This window comes from Streptomyces sp. NPDC015032 (genome assembly GCF_043080425.1).
GTDB lineage: Bacteria > Actinomycetota > Actinomycetes > Streptomycetales > Streptomycetaceae > Streptomyces.
In genome coordinates this window covers 26,253-39,874 of record NZ_JBIBVN010000053.1, presented here as the reverse complement: position 1 = coordinate 39,874, position 13,622 = coordinate 26,253, and the positions used below count along the sequence as shown (strand labels likewise).

The 13,622-nt window shown below is 68.4% G+C and carries 10 protein-coding genes; 8 read left to right on the top strand and 2 right to left on the bottom strand.

Going from position 1 to position 13,622, the window contains the following annotated elements:
- Positions 1-223: 223 nt before the first annotated feature.
- Both dapE and ACF08M_RS37835 read right to left on the bottom strand, forming a co-directional pair.
- Positions 224-1,306 (bottom strand): succinyl-diaminopimelate desuccinylase, encoded by a 1,083-nt coding sequence (gene dapE / locus ACF08M_RS37840; RefSeq protein ID WP_392189840.1) that lies wholly within the window; start codon positions 1,304-1,306, stop codon positions 224-226.
- Positions 1,307-1,490: 184 nt separating this feature from the next.
- Positions 1,491-2,648 carry an alanine racemase gene (locus tag ACF08M_RS37835; RefSeq protein ID WP_392189839.1) on the bottom strand — a complete coding sequence of 386 codons (1,158 nt, stop codon included), beginning with the start codon at positions 2,646-2,648 and terminating at the stop codon, positions 1,491-1,493.
- Positions 2,649-2,780: 132 nt separating this feature from the next.
- Between ACF08M_RS37835 and ACF08M_RS37830 the strand changes: the two genes are divergently transcribed.
- The 8 genes from ACF08M_RS37830 to ACF08M_RS37795 all read left to right on the top strand — a co-directional run bounded on the left by ACF08M_RS37830 (position 2,781) and on the right by ACF08M_RS37795 (position 13,622).
- Complete coding sequence (locus tag ACF08M_RS37830) at positions 2,781-3,374, top strand: cupin domain-containing protein (protein WP_392189838.1); 594 nt, start codon at positions 2,781-2,783, stop codon at positions 3,372-3,374.
- A 268-nt stretch (positions 3,375-3,642) separates the two neighbouring features.
- The gene (locus tag ACF08M_RS37825; protein WP_392189837.1) at positions 3,643-5,223 is read left to right on the top strand and encodes a serine hydrolase domain-containing protein; all 1,581 of its coding nucleotides are present in this window, start codon (positions 3,643-3,645) and stop codon (positions 5,221-5,223) included.
- A gap of 94 nt (positions 5,224-5,317) precedes the next feature.
- Entirely contained in the window at positions 5,318-6,913 is a 1,596-nt protein-coding gene (locus tag ACF08M_RS37820) for an ABC transporter substrate-binding protein (protein WP_392189836.1), read from the top strand.
- Positions 6,914-7,852 (top strand): ABC transporter permease, encoded by a 939-nt coding sequence (locus ACF08M_RS37815; protein ID WP_392189835.1) that lies wholly within the window; start codon positions 6,914-6,916, stop codon positions 7,850-7,852.
- Entirely contained in the window at positions 7,849-8,724 is an 876-nt protein-coding gene (locus tag ACF08M_RS37810) for an ABC transporter permease (RefSeq protein ID WP_392189834.1), read from the top strand. The genes ACF08M_RS37815 and ACF08M_RS37810 overlap by 4 nt, the downstream gene beginning before the upstream one ends.
- Entirely contained in the window at positions 8,721-10,484 is a 1,764-nt protein-coding gene (locus ACF08M_RS37805; RefSeq protein ID WP_392189833.1) for a dipeptide ABC transporter ATP-binding protein, read from the top strand. The genes ACF08M_RS37810 and ACF08M_RS37805 overlap by 4 nt, the downstream gene beginning before the upstream one ends.
- Positions 10,477-12,027, top strand: coding sequence for an amidohydrolase family protein (locus ACF08M_RS37800; RefSeq protein WP_392189832.1), 1,551 nt, complete (start codon positions 10,477-10,479; stop codon positions 12,025-12,027). The genes ACF08M_RS37805 and ACF08M_RS37800 overlap by 8 nt, the downstream gene beginning before the upstream one ends.
- A complete protein-coding gene (locus ACF08M_RS37795) occupies positions 12,024-13,622 on the top strand; it encodes a PucR family transcriptional regulator (protein WP_392189831.1) in 1,599 nt (532 codons plus the stop codon). The genes ACF08M_RS37800 and ACF08M_RS37795 overlap by 4 nt, the downstream gene beginning before the upstream one ends.

Below are 13,622 nucleotides of genomic sequence, written 5' to 3'. Positions count from 1 at the left end.
TCAGGCGCATGCCGACGAAGTGGGTGCGATCAACGTTCTACGGGCCGGGCTGGTCCGTCGCGACGCCAACTCGGTATAGCGAGAAGCCCCCTCATCCATGAGGGGGAGGAGTCACCGGCCTTACCGATCGCGACGAGATGCTCGCCCTTCGGCTGCACCTACGAACGCCGGCCCGGCTGCGGGTAGGCGGCTGAGCGTTACTGACGGATGTTGGCTGTGAGTATCAACCGATGAGCCAGTCCCGAAGGGAGCGGTGGACCTCACGCAGTTGGGAGACCTCGACGTACTCACCAGGTGTGTGGGCCAAAGAAGGGTCGCCTGGACCGAAGTTCAGGGCAGGCACGCCTGCCGCAGCGAAGCGGGCGACATCGGTCCAGCCAAGTTTCGCCTGCGGCTCGGTGCCAAGCCGCGCGAGCAGCGACGCGGCGGCGGGCCGGTCGAGCCCCGGCAGGGCGCCCGGCAACACCTCGGTCACCTCGACCTCGTACTCGGAAAAGAGCCCACGCACGTACGCCTCCGCCTCCACAGTGGTACGGCTGGGCGCGTAGCGCAGATTGACCGTGACCACGCACACGTCAGGAACCACATTGCCGGCGACCCCCGACCGCACCGCCACGGCGCTCAGCCCCTCCCGGTACACCAGCCCATCGATGACCACCTCCTCAGCGATGTGCTCCGCCAATCTGCGCAGCACATCACCCGCGAGGTGCGCCGCGTTGACGCCCATCCACGGCCGGGCCGTGTGCGCCCGCCTTCCCCGTACGACGATGTCCGCCGTGAGGAAGCCCTGACAGCCGCCCTCCACCGTGCCATTGGAGGGCTCCATAAGGATTGCCAGATCGGCGTCGAGGAGGTCTGGGCGCTCGGCGGCGATCCTGCCCAGGCCGTTGCGGTCGTCAGATGTCTCCTCACACTCGTAAAAGACGTAAGTGACGTCCCGGACCGGGGCTGCGATGGTTGCCGCGGTGTGCAGGGCCACAGCGACCCCGCCCTTCATGTCGCATGCACCAAGTCCGTGCAGCAACCCGTCCGCGAGACGAGAAGGCAGATTGTCGCATGGCGGGACAGTGTCCAGGTGCCCGGCGATCACCACGCGCTCGGCCCGTCCCAGATCGGTGCGGGCGACCACGGAGTTACCGATCCGCTCGACCCTCAGATGGGACAGATTCCTCAAAGCGCGCTCCACCCCGTTGGCGAGTGTCGCCTCCTCGCCGCTCTCGGACGGTATGTCGACCAACGCGCGTGTCAACTCGACGAGATCCGAGCCGAGATCGAGTGCAGTCTGGTTGCCGCTGGGGACAGACATGGCAGTTCTCCATCAGATAGGGGACAAGGTGTAGCTACTCCGGCGCACGGCATAGGAGCGGGTCGGGGCGGTGTGCGGTACCGCGCTTACGTCATCCGACAGCAAGGCCCGGCGGTGACGTGGCCGCCGGGCGCAGGGTGGTGTTGGGGCATGACCGGCCGCCGGAGCCGGTTGGCGGCCGTGATCAGCGGAATTGGGGATGCCACACGTCAAGCGTGTGACCTTGGCTGTCGACTACGGTGATGTCGGGCCAGCGGTCGAAGGCGGAGCAGGGGTGGGAGATCCCGAGGTCGACCTCGTCGCCGACGTGCAGATTGCGTACACCGGTGAGGACGAGGTGGTGGTCGTAGATCTGGTCCGCGGTCGCTGTGGCGGCGGGTCGCCGTGCGCCGTGTGGATCGCGGGCGGCGATGAGTACGGGAAGGCCGGCGTCGTAGGGCAGCTCGCGTTTCCCGGCGCCGACGACGGCTCGCCCTGGTTCCGGGGTGGAGAGCACGACCGCGCGCACGGTCAGCGCCGCTTTCAGGCCGGGCAGGCGGGAGACATGTTCGTATGTGCCGTGGTCATGCGTGACGTAGCAGCCTGACCGCAGGACGGGCACCATCGGCAGGTCACCGGGGTGGCGTGCGGCTTTGGCCAGGGCGTGGACGACCCGGTCGGGGAAGGCCGAGCCGCCCATGCTGAAGACGGGCTGCGTGGTCTCGAAGAGCGCGGTGAGGCTGCGGAACACCGTGATCGTCCGATGGCAGTGCTCGTCGACGGCCGCGAGGGTGGTGGTATCCCTCCGGTTGGGCCGGACGCCTTCGTAGCCGGCGACGCCGGCAAGGAGGAGTCCGGGCGCTGCGCGGACGGCCCGGGCCAGGTCAGCCGCCTCGGCCGGTCCCTTCACGCCGGTGCGGCCTGCGTCCGTTCCGACGTCGATCAGGACGCGCAGGGGGGTGCGTGCGCCGGCCGTGAGCGGCTGGGCGAGGCCGATACCGGCCAAGGAGTCGACGTAGCAGTACAGCTCCAGTTCTGGTGTTTCGTCGAGCCACCGGCGCAGCAGGGAGAGGTCGTGGGGGTGGACCACCTGGTTCGCAATGATCACACGCCGCGCTCCCCACTCAAGGGCGATCCTGGCCTGCGTCACGGTGGCGACCGTGACGCCCCATGCCCCCGCGGCCAGCTGCCGTTCGACGATGGAGCGCGTCATGGTGGTCTTGATGTGCGGGGCCAGCTCAACGTGGTGTTCGCGGCACCAGGCCGCCATGAGCCGGACGTTGTGTTCCAGCGCCTGCTGGTCGAGGCGGAGCTCCGGCAGCTGCCCGGTTGGGTGTCCGCCTGGTCGTATCCCGTGGTCCATTGACTCCTCCGAGCGCGGCGCATGAGGCCGCAGGGCGATGAGGGCGTGTATATGCGACGGAGCGTAGAGTATTTACGACGAGTTGCAAATACTGTGCTGGATGGTGCGTTGTGTTTAGTGGAGGAGGGGCCTGTGCCGAACGATGAGCGCGCGCCCGACGTATCCGAGTCCTCAGCCGGCGAGGGGATCGGTAAGTTCCTGCGGCGTGAGCGGCTGGAGCGAGGCTTCACCCTGGAGAAACTGGCGGAGAAGACAGGTCTCTCCCGCAGCTACCTCAGCAATGTCGAGCGGGACGTGAACAGCCCGACGATCAACACGTTGCGTACGATCGTCGACGCCCTCGGTACGACACTCAGCCGACTGTTCCACACGATCGACCGGGAGCGCCGGGTGCTCACCCGCCCCGAAGAGCGCGTCGAACTCACCCGGGCGGGAGTAGAAGGGGTGACGTACACCCTCCTCAATCCCAAACACGGCGGCAAGCTCGAAATGATGATGCTGGAGGTTGCCCCGGGAGCCTCCTCCGGCACCGATCCGCACACCCACGGGGGAGAAGAAGCCGGCCTGCTGCTGAGCGGGGAGCTGGACTACTGGGTCGACGGAGTCCACCACCGCCTCCGGCCCGGCGACTGCGTCAGCTTCGATTCCTCCCTGCCGCACCGCTACAGCAACCCGGGCAACGTACCCGCGGTCTGCGTCTGGTCGGAGACACCGCCGGGCTTCTGAGCAGCGCAGCAGAGTCAAAGGATGCACGGCCGAGAGGTCTCGCTCCCGTTCAGCGACTTCCTCCACTCCAGCCGTGGGACGGGGAACTCAGGATCGCCCGGCGGCGGACGCACGTCGACGACTTCCAGGTCCCGGAACGTGCTCAACAAAGGAACAGTCCTGACGGTACGGAGGCACATGGGCATGTCCGTTCGGCCAATGTTGGGCGTACAGACTTTGCCGATTAGGACAATCCTTCTGAGCAGTCGGAACTGAGACTCTGTGCCGCATGGACATCTCAACGAAATTGTCCGAGCTCGTGGGCCTGGCGGTGCGCCCGGGAGACCCGGGACTGGCCGTCGGGATCTACACCGACGGGAAGCTGATCCACCAGGCATCGACCGGGCTGGCGAGCGTGGAGTTCGAGGCGCTGATCGACACCCGGACACGGTTCGACATCGCTTCCATGAGCAAGCAGTTCACTGCCACGGCGGCGTTGCTGCTGTGCCGGGACGGGCGACTCTCGCTGGACGACGACATCCGGACCCACCTGCCCGAACTGAAGCTGGCGGTACCGGTGACCGTCGGACAATGCCTGCGGCACACAGGCGGTCTGCGGGAGTGGCTGGCCCTGACAACGATCGCCGGCCGCCCGCTGACCAGAATCACCCAGGATCAGACGCTGGCCTTCGCGGCAGGGCTGACTGAGGTCAACTTCGAACCCGGGACCGAGTTCTCCTACTCCAACACGGGTTACGTCCTGGTCGCCTCGCTCGTGCACCGGCTCACCGGCCAAACGCTGGGGGAGTTCACCACCGACCGGATGTTCACGCCGCTGGGCATGACCGAGACCATGTTCCGCGAGAACAGCCAGGAGCCGTTGCCGCGATTCGCTTACGGGTACGACGTCACCAGCGGTGCCGTCCGGCGCGCCGACACGGAGGAGTCCGCGGTCGGCGATGGCGGCCTGGCCACCAGCGTCGCCGACCTGGGGCCGTGGTTCGGGTTCCTGCAGGACGGCCGGGTTCTGGGCGTCGACATCCGCGACGGGCTGTTGCAGCAGGTCGACTCCGCAGACGGAGAGGAGTGGCCGTACGCGCTGGGTCTCTACCACACGACGATCGCGGGCCATCCGGCGTTCGGCCACGCCGGCGGCGTCCCGGGGTACCGGTCTCAGCTGTTGTTCATGCCGGGCTTCGACCTCGGTGTGGCGTTGCTGAGCAACAACTCGTCGATCAACCCCTCTGAGCTGGCGACCCAGGTGCTCCGGCTGGCGGCCGGGCTGCCGGAGGACGATCCCATCGAGCTGGTGGCCGCCCCGGAGGCCGGCGAGCCCGCTGCCCAGCTGACGGGGGACTGGCTGGATCCGCAATCCGACCTCACCATCCGGATCGACGCCGTGGGCAACGGCCGGATCAAGATCCGTGGTGGGTCGCCTGCCGGCGAGTTCGCGCAGGCCGTCGACGGCAGCTGGCAGGGCCTGGAGAGCTGCGCCGGTTTCTGGGTGCAGGTGTCGGCCGGCACCCTCCGGATCGGGGCGGTGCATCGCCCGGGCCGCGCCACGGAGTACTGGCGTTGTCCACCCCCGGCTGCCGGCTCCACGCTGCCACCGGCCGTCTACCGCAGTCCCGAGCTGGGCATCCTGGCGACAGTCACCACGGACGGCAAGCTCGAACTCGGCCTGGAGCTCGTCGAGACGATCGAACCGGCACCGGACGGCGCGTTCAGCGCAGGCGGCCTGATCAGCCTGCGTCCCAGCGGTGACGACCTCCTGATCAGCACCCACGGCGTCCGCCGGATGCGCTTCGTCAGACAGCCTGACGACACCACCCCCGTGGGCCTTCCACCCGGCCTCAGCATCGCCACCTGACAGCCCCACCAACTGCTCACTCTCCGCCGACCGCCCCGACGTGTCCCTCACCGGTGTCCACTTCACCCGATCCATCCCACGACGAGGACTCCCCATGACTCCAACGTTGCCAAGCCGCCGGACGGCCTGCGGGCTGCTCGGCGGTGCCCTGACCGGAAGCCTGCTGCTGACCGGATGCGCCACGACGGCCGACAGCGGGGCAGGCAGCCCGGACACGCTCACGATGGCAACCACGAGCGCGCCGAACGTGCTGGACGTCGCCCATGGCTTCACCAGTCCGGGCGGCACCATGGTGCAGTTCGCGATCCTGGATTCGCCGGTGACGAGGGACGAGAACGGCAAGGTCATCCCGCAGTTGGCGGAGTCGTGGACCGAGCCGAACCCGGTCACGTACGTGTTCAAGCTGCGCAAGGGCGTGGTGTTCTCCGACGGCTCTGCGATGACCGCCGAGGATGTCGCGTTCTCACTGTTGCGGCACACCGACCCGAAGGTGGCCTCCGAGGCGGCGAGCATGGTGACCGCCGTCAAGTCGGTGCGGGCCACCGGCCCGGACGAGGTCACCGTCGTGCTGAGGTCCCCGACCCAGACGTTCCTGCCGAACGCAGCTGTGGTGTGGCAAGTGGTGCCCAAGAAGCTCGCTGCGGCGCACCCGCAGGACCTGGGTACGCCGGCCGTCGGGACCCTGGGCACCGGGCCGTACAAGGTCACCAAGTTCTCCAGCACCGAGGGCGTCACCCTGAAACGCAACGAAAAGTACTGGGGTCCCAAACCGGCCGTCGGCACGGTGAAGGTGACCACCATCACCGACCCGGAGACGCTGCGGCTGGCCGTCTCCTCCGGGGATGTGGACGGGACCATCCAGGTTCCGCCGCGTGATACCCGCAAGTGGGCCCCTCTGAAGGACGTCAGGACCCGGTTCTACGCCGGCAATTCGATCGCCTACCTCGCCCTCAACGTCAAGAATGCGCAGCTGTCCGACGTACACGTCCGCAGGGCCATCGCACACGCGGTGAACCGGGAGGCGATGCAGCGGCTGATGGTCGGCGACAAGGCAGCACCCGCGACCACGATCCTGACCCACCCGATGCTCAAAGCGCTCTACGGGGACGGCTTCCAGAGCACGATCGACCAGTTGCCCCAGTATCCGTACGACCTGGCCGCGGCCAGGTCGGAGCTGGCGAAATCCAAGTACCCAGGCGGCTTCGAGCTGCCCGCCGACTACAACAGCGGTAGCAACATGGCCGATGCGCTGCAGGCGCTGGCGGCAGACCTGGCCAAGGTCGGCATCAAGCTCAGGCTCAACCCGTTGCCCGACGATGTCTACCGCGCCAAACGGATTCGACACGATGGACTCACCCTGGGACTGAGCGACCTGGCCTACTCCACCCCGGATCCGGGCGAGCTGCTGCCGGACCAGGTGTCCAGCGTCGGGGCGAAGCCCTACGGCTTCAACTTCGCCCAGTTCTGGACCCCCCAGCTGGACGCCAAGGTGAACAAGGTGCTCGGCCTCAAGAACGGCGAGGAGCGCAAACAGGCAGTCACCGAGATCCTCACCGAGACCGCCGAGCAGGCACCGTACATCCCGCTGTACAGCGTGGACTCCGGGATCGCGCTGAACAAGCGGTTCACCGAGAACGTCGGGGTGTGGACGCTGAACATCTTCACCAAGATCAAGCCCGCGGGGGCCTAGATGAACACTGCCAAGTTGATTGCCCGGCGGTTGGCGTCCGCCGTGGTCTTGCTCGGGGTGATGTCGGTGCTCACCTACGGGCTGCTGTCCCTCACCCCGGACGGACCCATGCAAGCGCTGCTGGGTGATCGTCCGTCGACCCCGCAGACCATAGCCGCGATCCGCGCACAATACCTGCTGGACGAGCCGTTCCCGGTGCAGTATTGGCACTGGCTGAGTGGTGTGCTGTCGGGCGACTTCGGATCCTCGGTATTCGCCAGGCAGCCGGTGCTGTCGGTGATCGCCGAGCGCCTCCCGGTGACCGCCACACTGGCCGGCTACGCGATGGTGCTGACCCTGCTGCTCGGAATTCCGGCCGGCATGGCGGCCGGGCTGCGCCGCGGCAAGCAGCTCGACCAGGGCATCACGCTGGTCGCGCTGGTCGCGCTGTCCTTCCCGCCGTTCGCGCTGGGCCTGGTGCTGCTGTACGGCTTCGCCGTGGCGCTGGGCTGGTTCCCGACGTACGGGGGCGGGGATCTGAGCCACTACATCTTGCCGGCGATCGCGTTGTCGCTCGGTCAAGCGGCCGTACTGATCCGGCAGACCCGCGCCGCCACCCTTGATGTCGGTGCTCAGGACTACGTCACATTTGCCCGCGCCCGGGGCCTGAGCCGGATGCGGACCTGGGGAAGCTACTCCCTGCGCAACGCCGCGCTGCCCGTGCTCACCGTCGCGGGACTGCTGGCCGCAGCGAACCTGACCGGAGCGGTGTTCGTGGAACAGACCTTCAGCCTGCCCGGGCTGGGATCGCTCCTGGTGCAGGCGGTGAACCAGAAGGACATCCCCTTGATCCAGGCATTGGTACTGCTCGGTGGCGCAGTGGTCATCGGGGTGAACCTATTGGTGGACCTGATCTACCTGGTGGTCGACCCGCGGGTCCGGCACGGAGCCCTCGCATGAGCGCGGCGACGACGACCCTGTCGGGCGTCCGAGAAGGTGGCCGGCGGCCCAGGCTCGCCGGCGGCCGCATCCTGACGGTGACAGCGCTGCTGGCGCTCGCGATCATCGTGCTGGCCGCGATCCTCGGAAACTGGCTGGCTCCGCACGACCCGGCGCTGCAGAACGTCGAGCTGGGCCCCAGTGGCCCGAGCGCGACCCATCTCCTCGGTACCGACGATTTGGGCCGTGATGTGCTGTCCCGGCTGTTGGCAGGCGCACGCACCGCGTTGGTCGCCCCGGTGCTGATCGCCCTCGGGACCACCCTGCTGGGCACCACCCTCGGCCTGCTCGCCGGCTACCACCGGGGCTGGCTGGACGCGGTCCTGATGCGACTCAGCGACCTGATGTACGCGCTGCCCGGGCTGCTCATCCTGATCGTCCTGGTGGGCATCGCCGGCGGCGGAACCACGATCGCCGTGCTCGCACTCATCGTCCTGGGCGCCCCGACCGACATCCGGATCATCCGCAGCCTGGCACTGGGCCAGCGGGAGCTGGCGTACGTCGATGCCGCCCGCACTCTGGGCCTGCCGGACCGGCGGATCATCTTCCGGCACCTGCTGCCCAATCTGGCGCCGACTGTGACAGCCAACCTGCTGCTCAGCTTCGTCAATGCGCTGGTGGCACTGACCGGGCTGTCGTTCCTGGGAATCGGACTGCCGGCGGGCACGCCCGACTGGGGCCTGATGATCGAGGAGAACCGCGGCCTGCTGGACCTCAACCCGTGGGCGGCCGTGGCACCGGCATTGCTCATCATGATCACCGCCATCGCGGCCACCCTGCTCGGCGACAGCATCTTCGAACGGCTCAGCGCCGGGAAAGGCGTTCCGGAATGAGCGAGCTGCTACAGGTACACGGGCTCACGATCACCCTCGGGGACCGACGGATCGTCGACGACATCGACCTGAGCGTCGCACCCGGCGAAACCGTCGGACTGGTCGGCGAATCGGGCAGTGGCAAGTCCCTGACTGCCCGGGCGATAGCCGGACTGCTGCCCCCGCCACTGCTGGCCCACGGCTCGGTGCAGCTGTCCGGGACCGAACTCATCGGGGCGCGGGAGAAGGTGCTGCGCAAGGTGCGGGGCCGACGCGTCGGCCTGCTCCTGCAGGACCCGTTCACCCAGCTCAACCCGCTGCTGACCGCAGGTGCACACATCGCCGAGTCGCTTCCTCGCGGTGCCGGCCACGACCGCGCCGAGATCACCCGCCGACTCGCGGAAGTCGGCATCAACAACCCGCAAGTGGCCCAGATGTACCCATTCCAGCTGTCCGGCGGGATGCGGCAACGCGTAGCGATAGCGGCAGCGCTGGCCGGCGATCCCGAGCTGCTGATCGCCGACGAGCCCACCACAGCCCTCGACGCCACCATTCAGCACGAGATCATGCAGCTGCTCGCCAGGATTCAGGCGGCCCGGGGGATGGCCGTGCTGCTGATCACGCATGACCTGCGCGTCGCGTTCGCGCTGTGCGACCGGGTCCAGGTGATGTACGCCGGCCGGGTGCTGGAGGCGGGCCGCAGCCACACCATCGCCGCTGCCCCGAGCCACCCGTACACCGCAGGGCTGATCGGCGCGCTTCCAGCGGTGGAACGCACCTCCGTGCAGCTGGTAGCCATTCCCGGCTCGGTGCCGCGCGCGGCCGACGTCACGGACCGGTGTGCGTTCGCCGACCGGTGCCAACAGCAACAAGACGACTGCCTCACCGGCCGTCCACCGCTACGAGAGGCTGCTGCCGCCCACCACACGGCTTGCCGGTACGACGTACAGCCGTCCGCGACCCCGACCATCGACGAGCCGATCACGGTCAAGCCTCCGAAGTCGTCAGACGGCCCCCTCCTCCTGGTCGAGGGATTGCGTAAGAGCTACGGCAAGGTGAAGTCACTGGACGGTGTCGACCTCCAGATCGCCCCGGGCGAGCGGCTGGGGCTGGTCGGCGAGTCCGGCTCCGGCAAGACGACCCTGGCCCGGTGCCTGCTCGGCCTGGTCGAAGCGAGCAACGGGCGGATCCTGCTGGACGGCACGGACACGACCCGGATGCGACGACTGTCCACGAGCCAACGGCGAACCGCGCGGACCCTGGTGCAGTGTGTGTTCCAGGATCCATCCACCTCGCTCAACCCGGCGATGACGGTTGGCGCCACCCTGGCAGAGGCGGCCGGCCAGGCACGGCCAAAGGACCGTTTCCCCGTCGGCGAGCTGCTCGAACTGGTCGGCCTGCCACCGGCGTACTCCGGGCTGCGGCCGCACCGGCTGTCGGGCGGCCAGAAACAGCGGGTCGCGATCGCGCGGGCGCTCGCCGTGCGTCCCGCGCTCTTGATCTGTGACGAGCCGACCGCCTCGCTGGACGTGTCGGTCCAGGCCCACATCCTGGAACTGCTGCGCCGCATCAATACCGAGCTGGGCACCGCCCTGCTCTTCATCACGCACGACCTGGCTGTGGTCAGGCAGATCACCGACCGCATCACAGTGCTACTGCACGGCCAGGTGGTCGAGACGGGTGACACCGAAAAGGTGCTCGATGCCCCCACCCACGAATACACCCGCCGCCTGGTGGCCTCAGTGCCACCGGCGCCGACCGGAAAGGCAGCCCATGCATGACCTGATCATCTCCGGCGGTGAGATCCACGACGGATTCGCCTCCACACCAGTCACCGCCGACGTCGCCATCACCGCCGACCGCATCATTGCCGTGGGCAAGGATCTCGGGGCAGCCAGACGGACGATCGATGCGGCCGGCCTGGCGATAGCCCCCGGGTTCGTCGATCCGCACAGCCACTCCGACAGCGTTCCGTTCATGCCCGACGCGCAGCCCTTCAAGCTGCTGCAGGGCGTCACCACGGAGGTCGTCGGCAACTGCGGCTTCTCGATGGGGCCGACAGATCCCGAGACTGCCGGGCTGTCTCCGATCCAGCTGGGCGAGGAGACGTTCACGACCTTCGCGGACTACCTCAATGCCGCAGAGGCCGCCGGGCTGAGCAACCACTTCGCCCCACTGGTCGGCCACAACACGCTACGGCTGGCAGTAGCCGGCTTGGAGAAGCAGTTGCCGCCGGGGGGCCTGGACCGGCTGTGCGCGCTCACCGACGAGGCCTTCGCAGCCGGGGCCCGCGGACTGTCCAGCGGTCTCGAGTACGTGCCCGGCGCATACGCGGACCTGGCCGAGCTCACCGCCCTGGCCCGGATCGCCCGCCGGTACGACGGGGCATACGCCACCCACAGCCGCAGCGAGAGCGAGGGGCTGGCCGATGCACTCGACGAAGCGGTCGCGGTCGCCAGAGCAGCCGGGGTCAGGCTGCAGGTGTCGCACTGCAAGGCTTCCGGCCGCGCCGTCCACGGCGCGGCCCGGCTGATCCTGGACAAGCTGGCCGAGGCCCGCCGCAGTGGCGTTGACGTACGTGGAGACCAGTACCCGTACCGGGCCTTCTGCACGAGCATGTCGGCGATGCTGCCCCCAGAGGCCTGCGAGGGCAACGTGGACGCGCTGCGCGCCAGGCTCTCCGATCCGGTGACCCGGGCGGCGATCAGAGCGACGGCCGAGAGGCCGGGGCCGGGGATCGGCGTCGGGTTGTGGCGGGAACTCCACCCGGAGGACATGCAGATCCTGCGGCACACCGATCCGACGGTGGAGGGGCGCCGGCTCGCCGAAGTGCTGGCCGGACGGGATCCATGGGATGCGCTGTGCGAGCTGCTGATCGCCGACCCGCACGCGTATGTCGTCTGCCACACCATGGACGAAGGTGATGTACTGGCGATCATGGCCGATCCGTTGGTCGCCATCGGCTCGGACAACGACCTCCCGATCGGTCCGAACCATCCCCGGACCTTTGGCACCTTCCCCACCTTCCTCGGCAGCTACGTACGTGACGGCGGTGTGGTGGACCTGCCCGAGGCGATCCGGAAGGTCACCTCCGCCACCGCGAGCCAATTCGGGTTGTCCGACCGCGGCTGGATCGGCCGCGGCTCCGTCGCGGACCTGGTGGTTTTCGATCCTGCGCGGATAGGCCACGCCGGGACCTATGAGAATCCCGAGCTGCGGCCGACCGGCATGGTCCATGTGTTCCTGGCTGGTGAACAGGTGATCGCCGACGGTGAGTTCACCGGTGGGCGACGGGGCCGGATGCTGCGATCGGCGAGGCGATGACCACCCCGGCCGGGATCACGCTCGGGGCCGTGCTCGACAGCCTGGGAACCGAGGTCGTACGGCCGCTCGCGCTGCCACAAGGCCGGGCGGCCGCCATCGGTGCGCCCACGATCTATGACACCGACGCCCCCACGACAGGGCTGACCGATGCGATCGTACTGGTACCCGGCCGGCTGACCGCCGACGTACTGCAATGGGCTGCCAAGCAACACGTCATGGCAGTGGTCATGCGAGCCGGCACCACGGACACGGCAGCACTGACACAGGCCGCCGAGCGGGCCGGGGTGGCGCTCCTGGAGCGCAGTACCGAGATCTCCTGGGGACAGCTCTACACCTTGATCGACGCGCTGCGTGCGATCACGAGCCCGGTATTCGAGCCGAACGGCCATCCATCCGTCGACTTGTTCGCCCTGGCCAACGACATAGCCTTGCGCGCGGGTGGCGCGGTAGCGATCGAGAATCTGTCCATGCGCGTGCTGGCCTACTCCACGGTCCCAGGTCAGCTGGTCGACGACCCGCGGCGCGACGGCATCCTCGGCCGCCGGGTGCCGGACCACCCGAGCCACGCCGAGGAGTACGCCGCTGTCCTGCGGTCCGATACCGCGGTATGGAGCTACGAGCCGAAGGAGTACCGGCCGCGACTCGCCATCGCGATACGAGACGGTGGTGAGGCGTTGGGCACCATCTGGGTGCTACGGGGTGATGAACCATTGGCAGAGGGGGCGGCAGAAGTCCTTGCCGAGGGTGCACGGCTGGCCGCGCCCCACCTGGCCCGGGTGAGCATCGCGGCGGATGCCGAGCGCCGGCAACGAGTGGAGCGCCTGGGCTGGTTGTTCCGCGGCTTGGGAGCGACCCGGGATCTCGCCGACTCGTTCGGGATGCGCTTCGATGCCCCGGCGACCGTGCTGGTGATCGGCCGCTCCAGTAACCCAGCCGATCACGCGCGAGGCGTGTCGCTGGATTCGGCCGCGGAGCACGTCGGCGACCTGCTGCGGATGGGACTCTCGGCGTACCGGCTGGGAGCCGCTGCAGGAGCGCTGGACGGTCAGGCCGTGGCAGTGGTCGATACCGCGTCCGACGCGCCCGTGATCCAGCTGATCGTTGCGACGGTGCTGGCCCGGGCGAGGGACACCCTGGGCGGCGGCTGGCGGGCCGGGATCAGCCGCACCCTTACCGGCCTTGCCGACATACCAACAGGGATGAGCCAGGCCAGGCAGGCGCTCAAGGTGGTGTGCGGACCGTTCGGCAAGGCGGAGATCGGACGCCACGACGAGCTGGCCGCATCGATGTTCCTGCGCGACGTCTACGAGGCGCTCCGGTACCGCCCGGCCCTGGACGCGGAGCCGCTGTCGACGGTGCTCGGCCACGACGCCCGGCACGGAACAGACTACGAGAAAACGCTGCGCTGCTGGATCGCCGAGCACTACGACGTGCCACGGGCCGCCGACGCCTTGACGTTGCACCCCAACACACTGCGGCACCGGTTGCGCCGGCTGGCCGAGCTGATCGACATCGACGACCCGGACCTGCGGTTGGCGCTGGCGCTGCAGCTGCGGCTACGGCTGCCGGACATCAGCACAAAGGAGGCCGAGTGA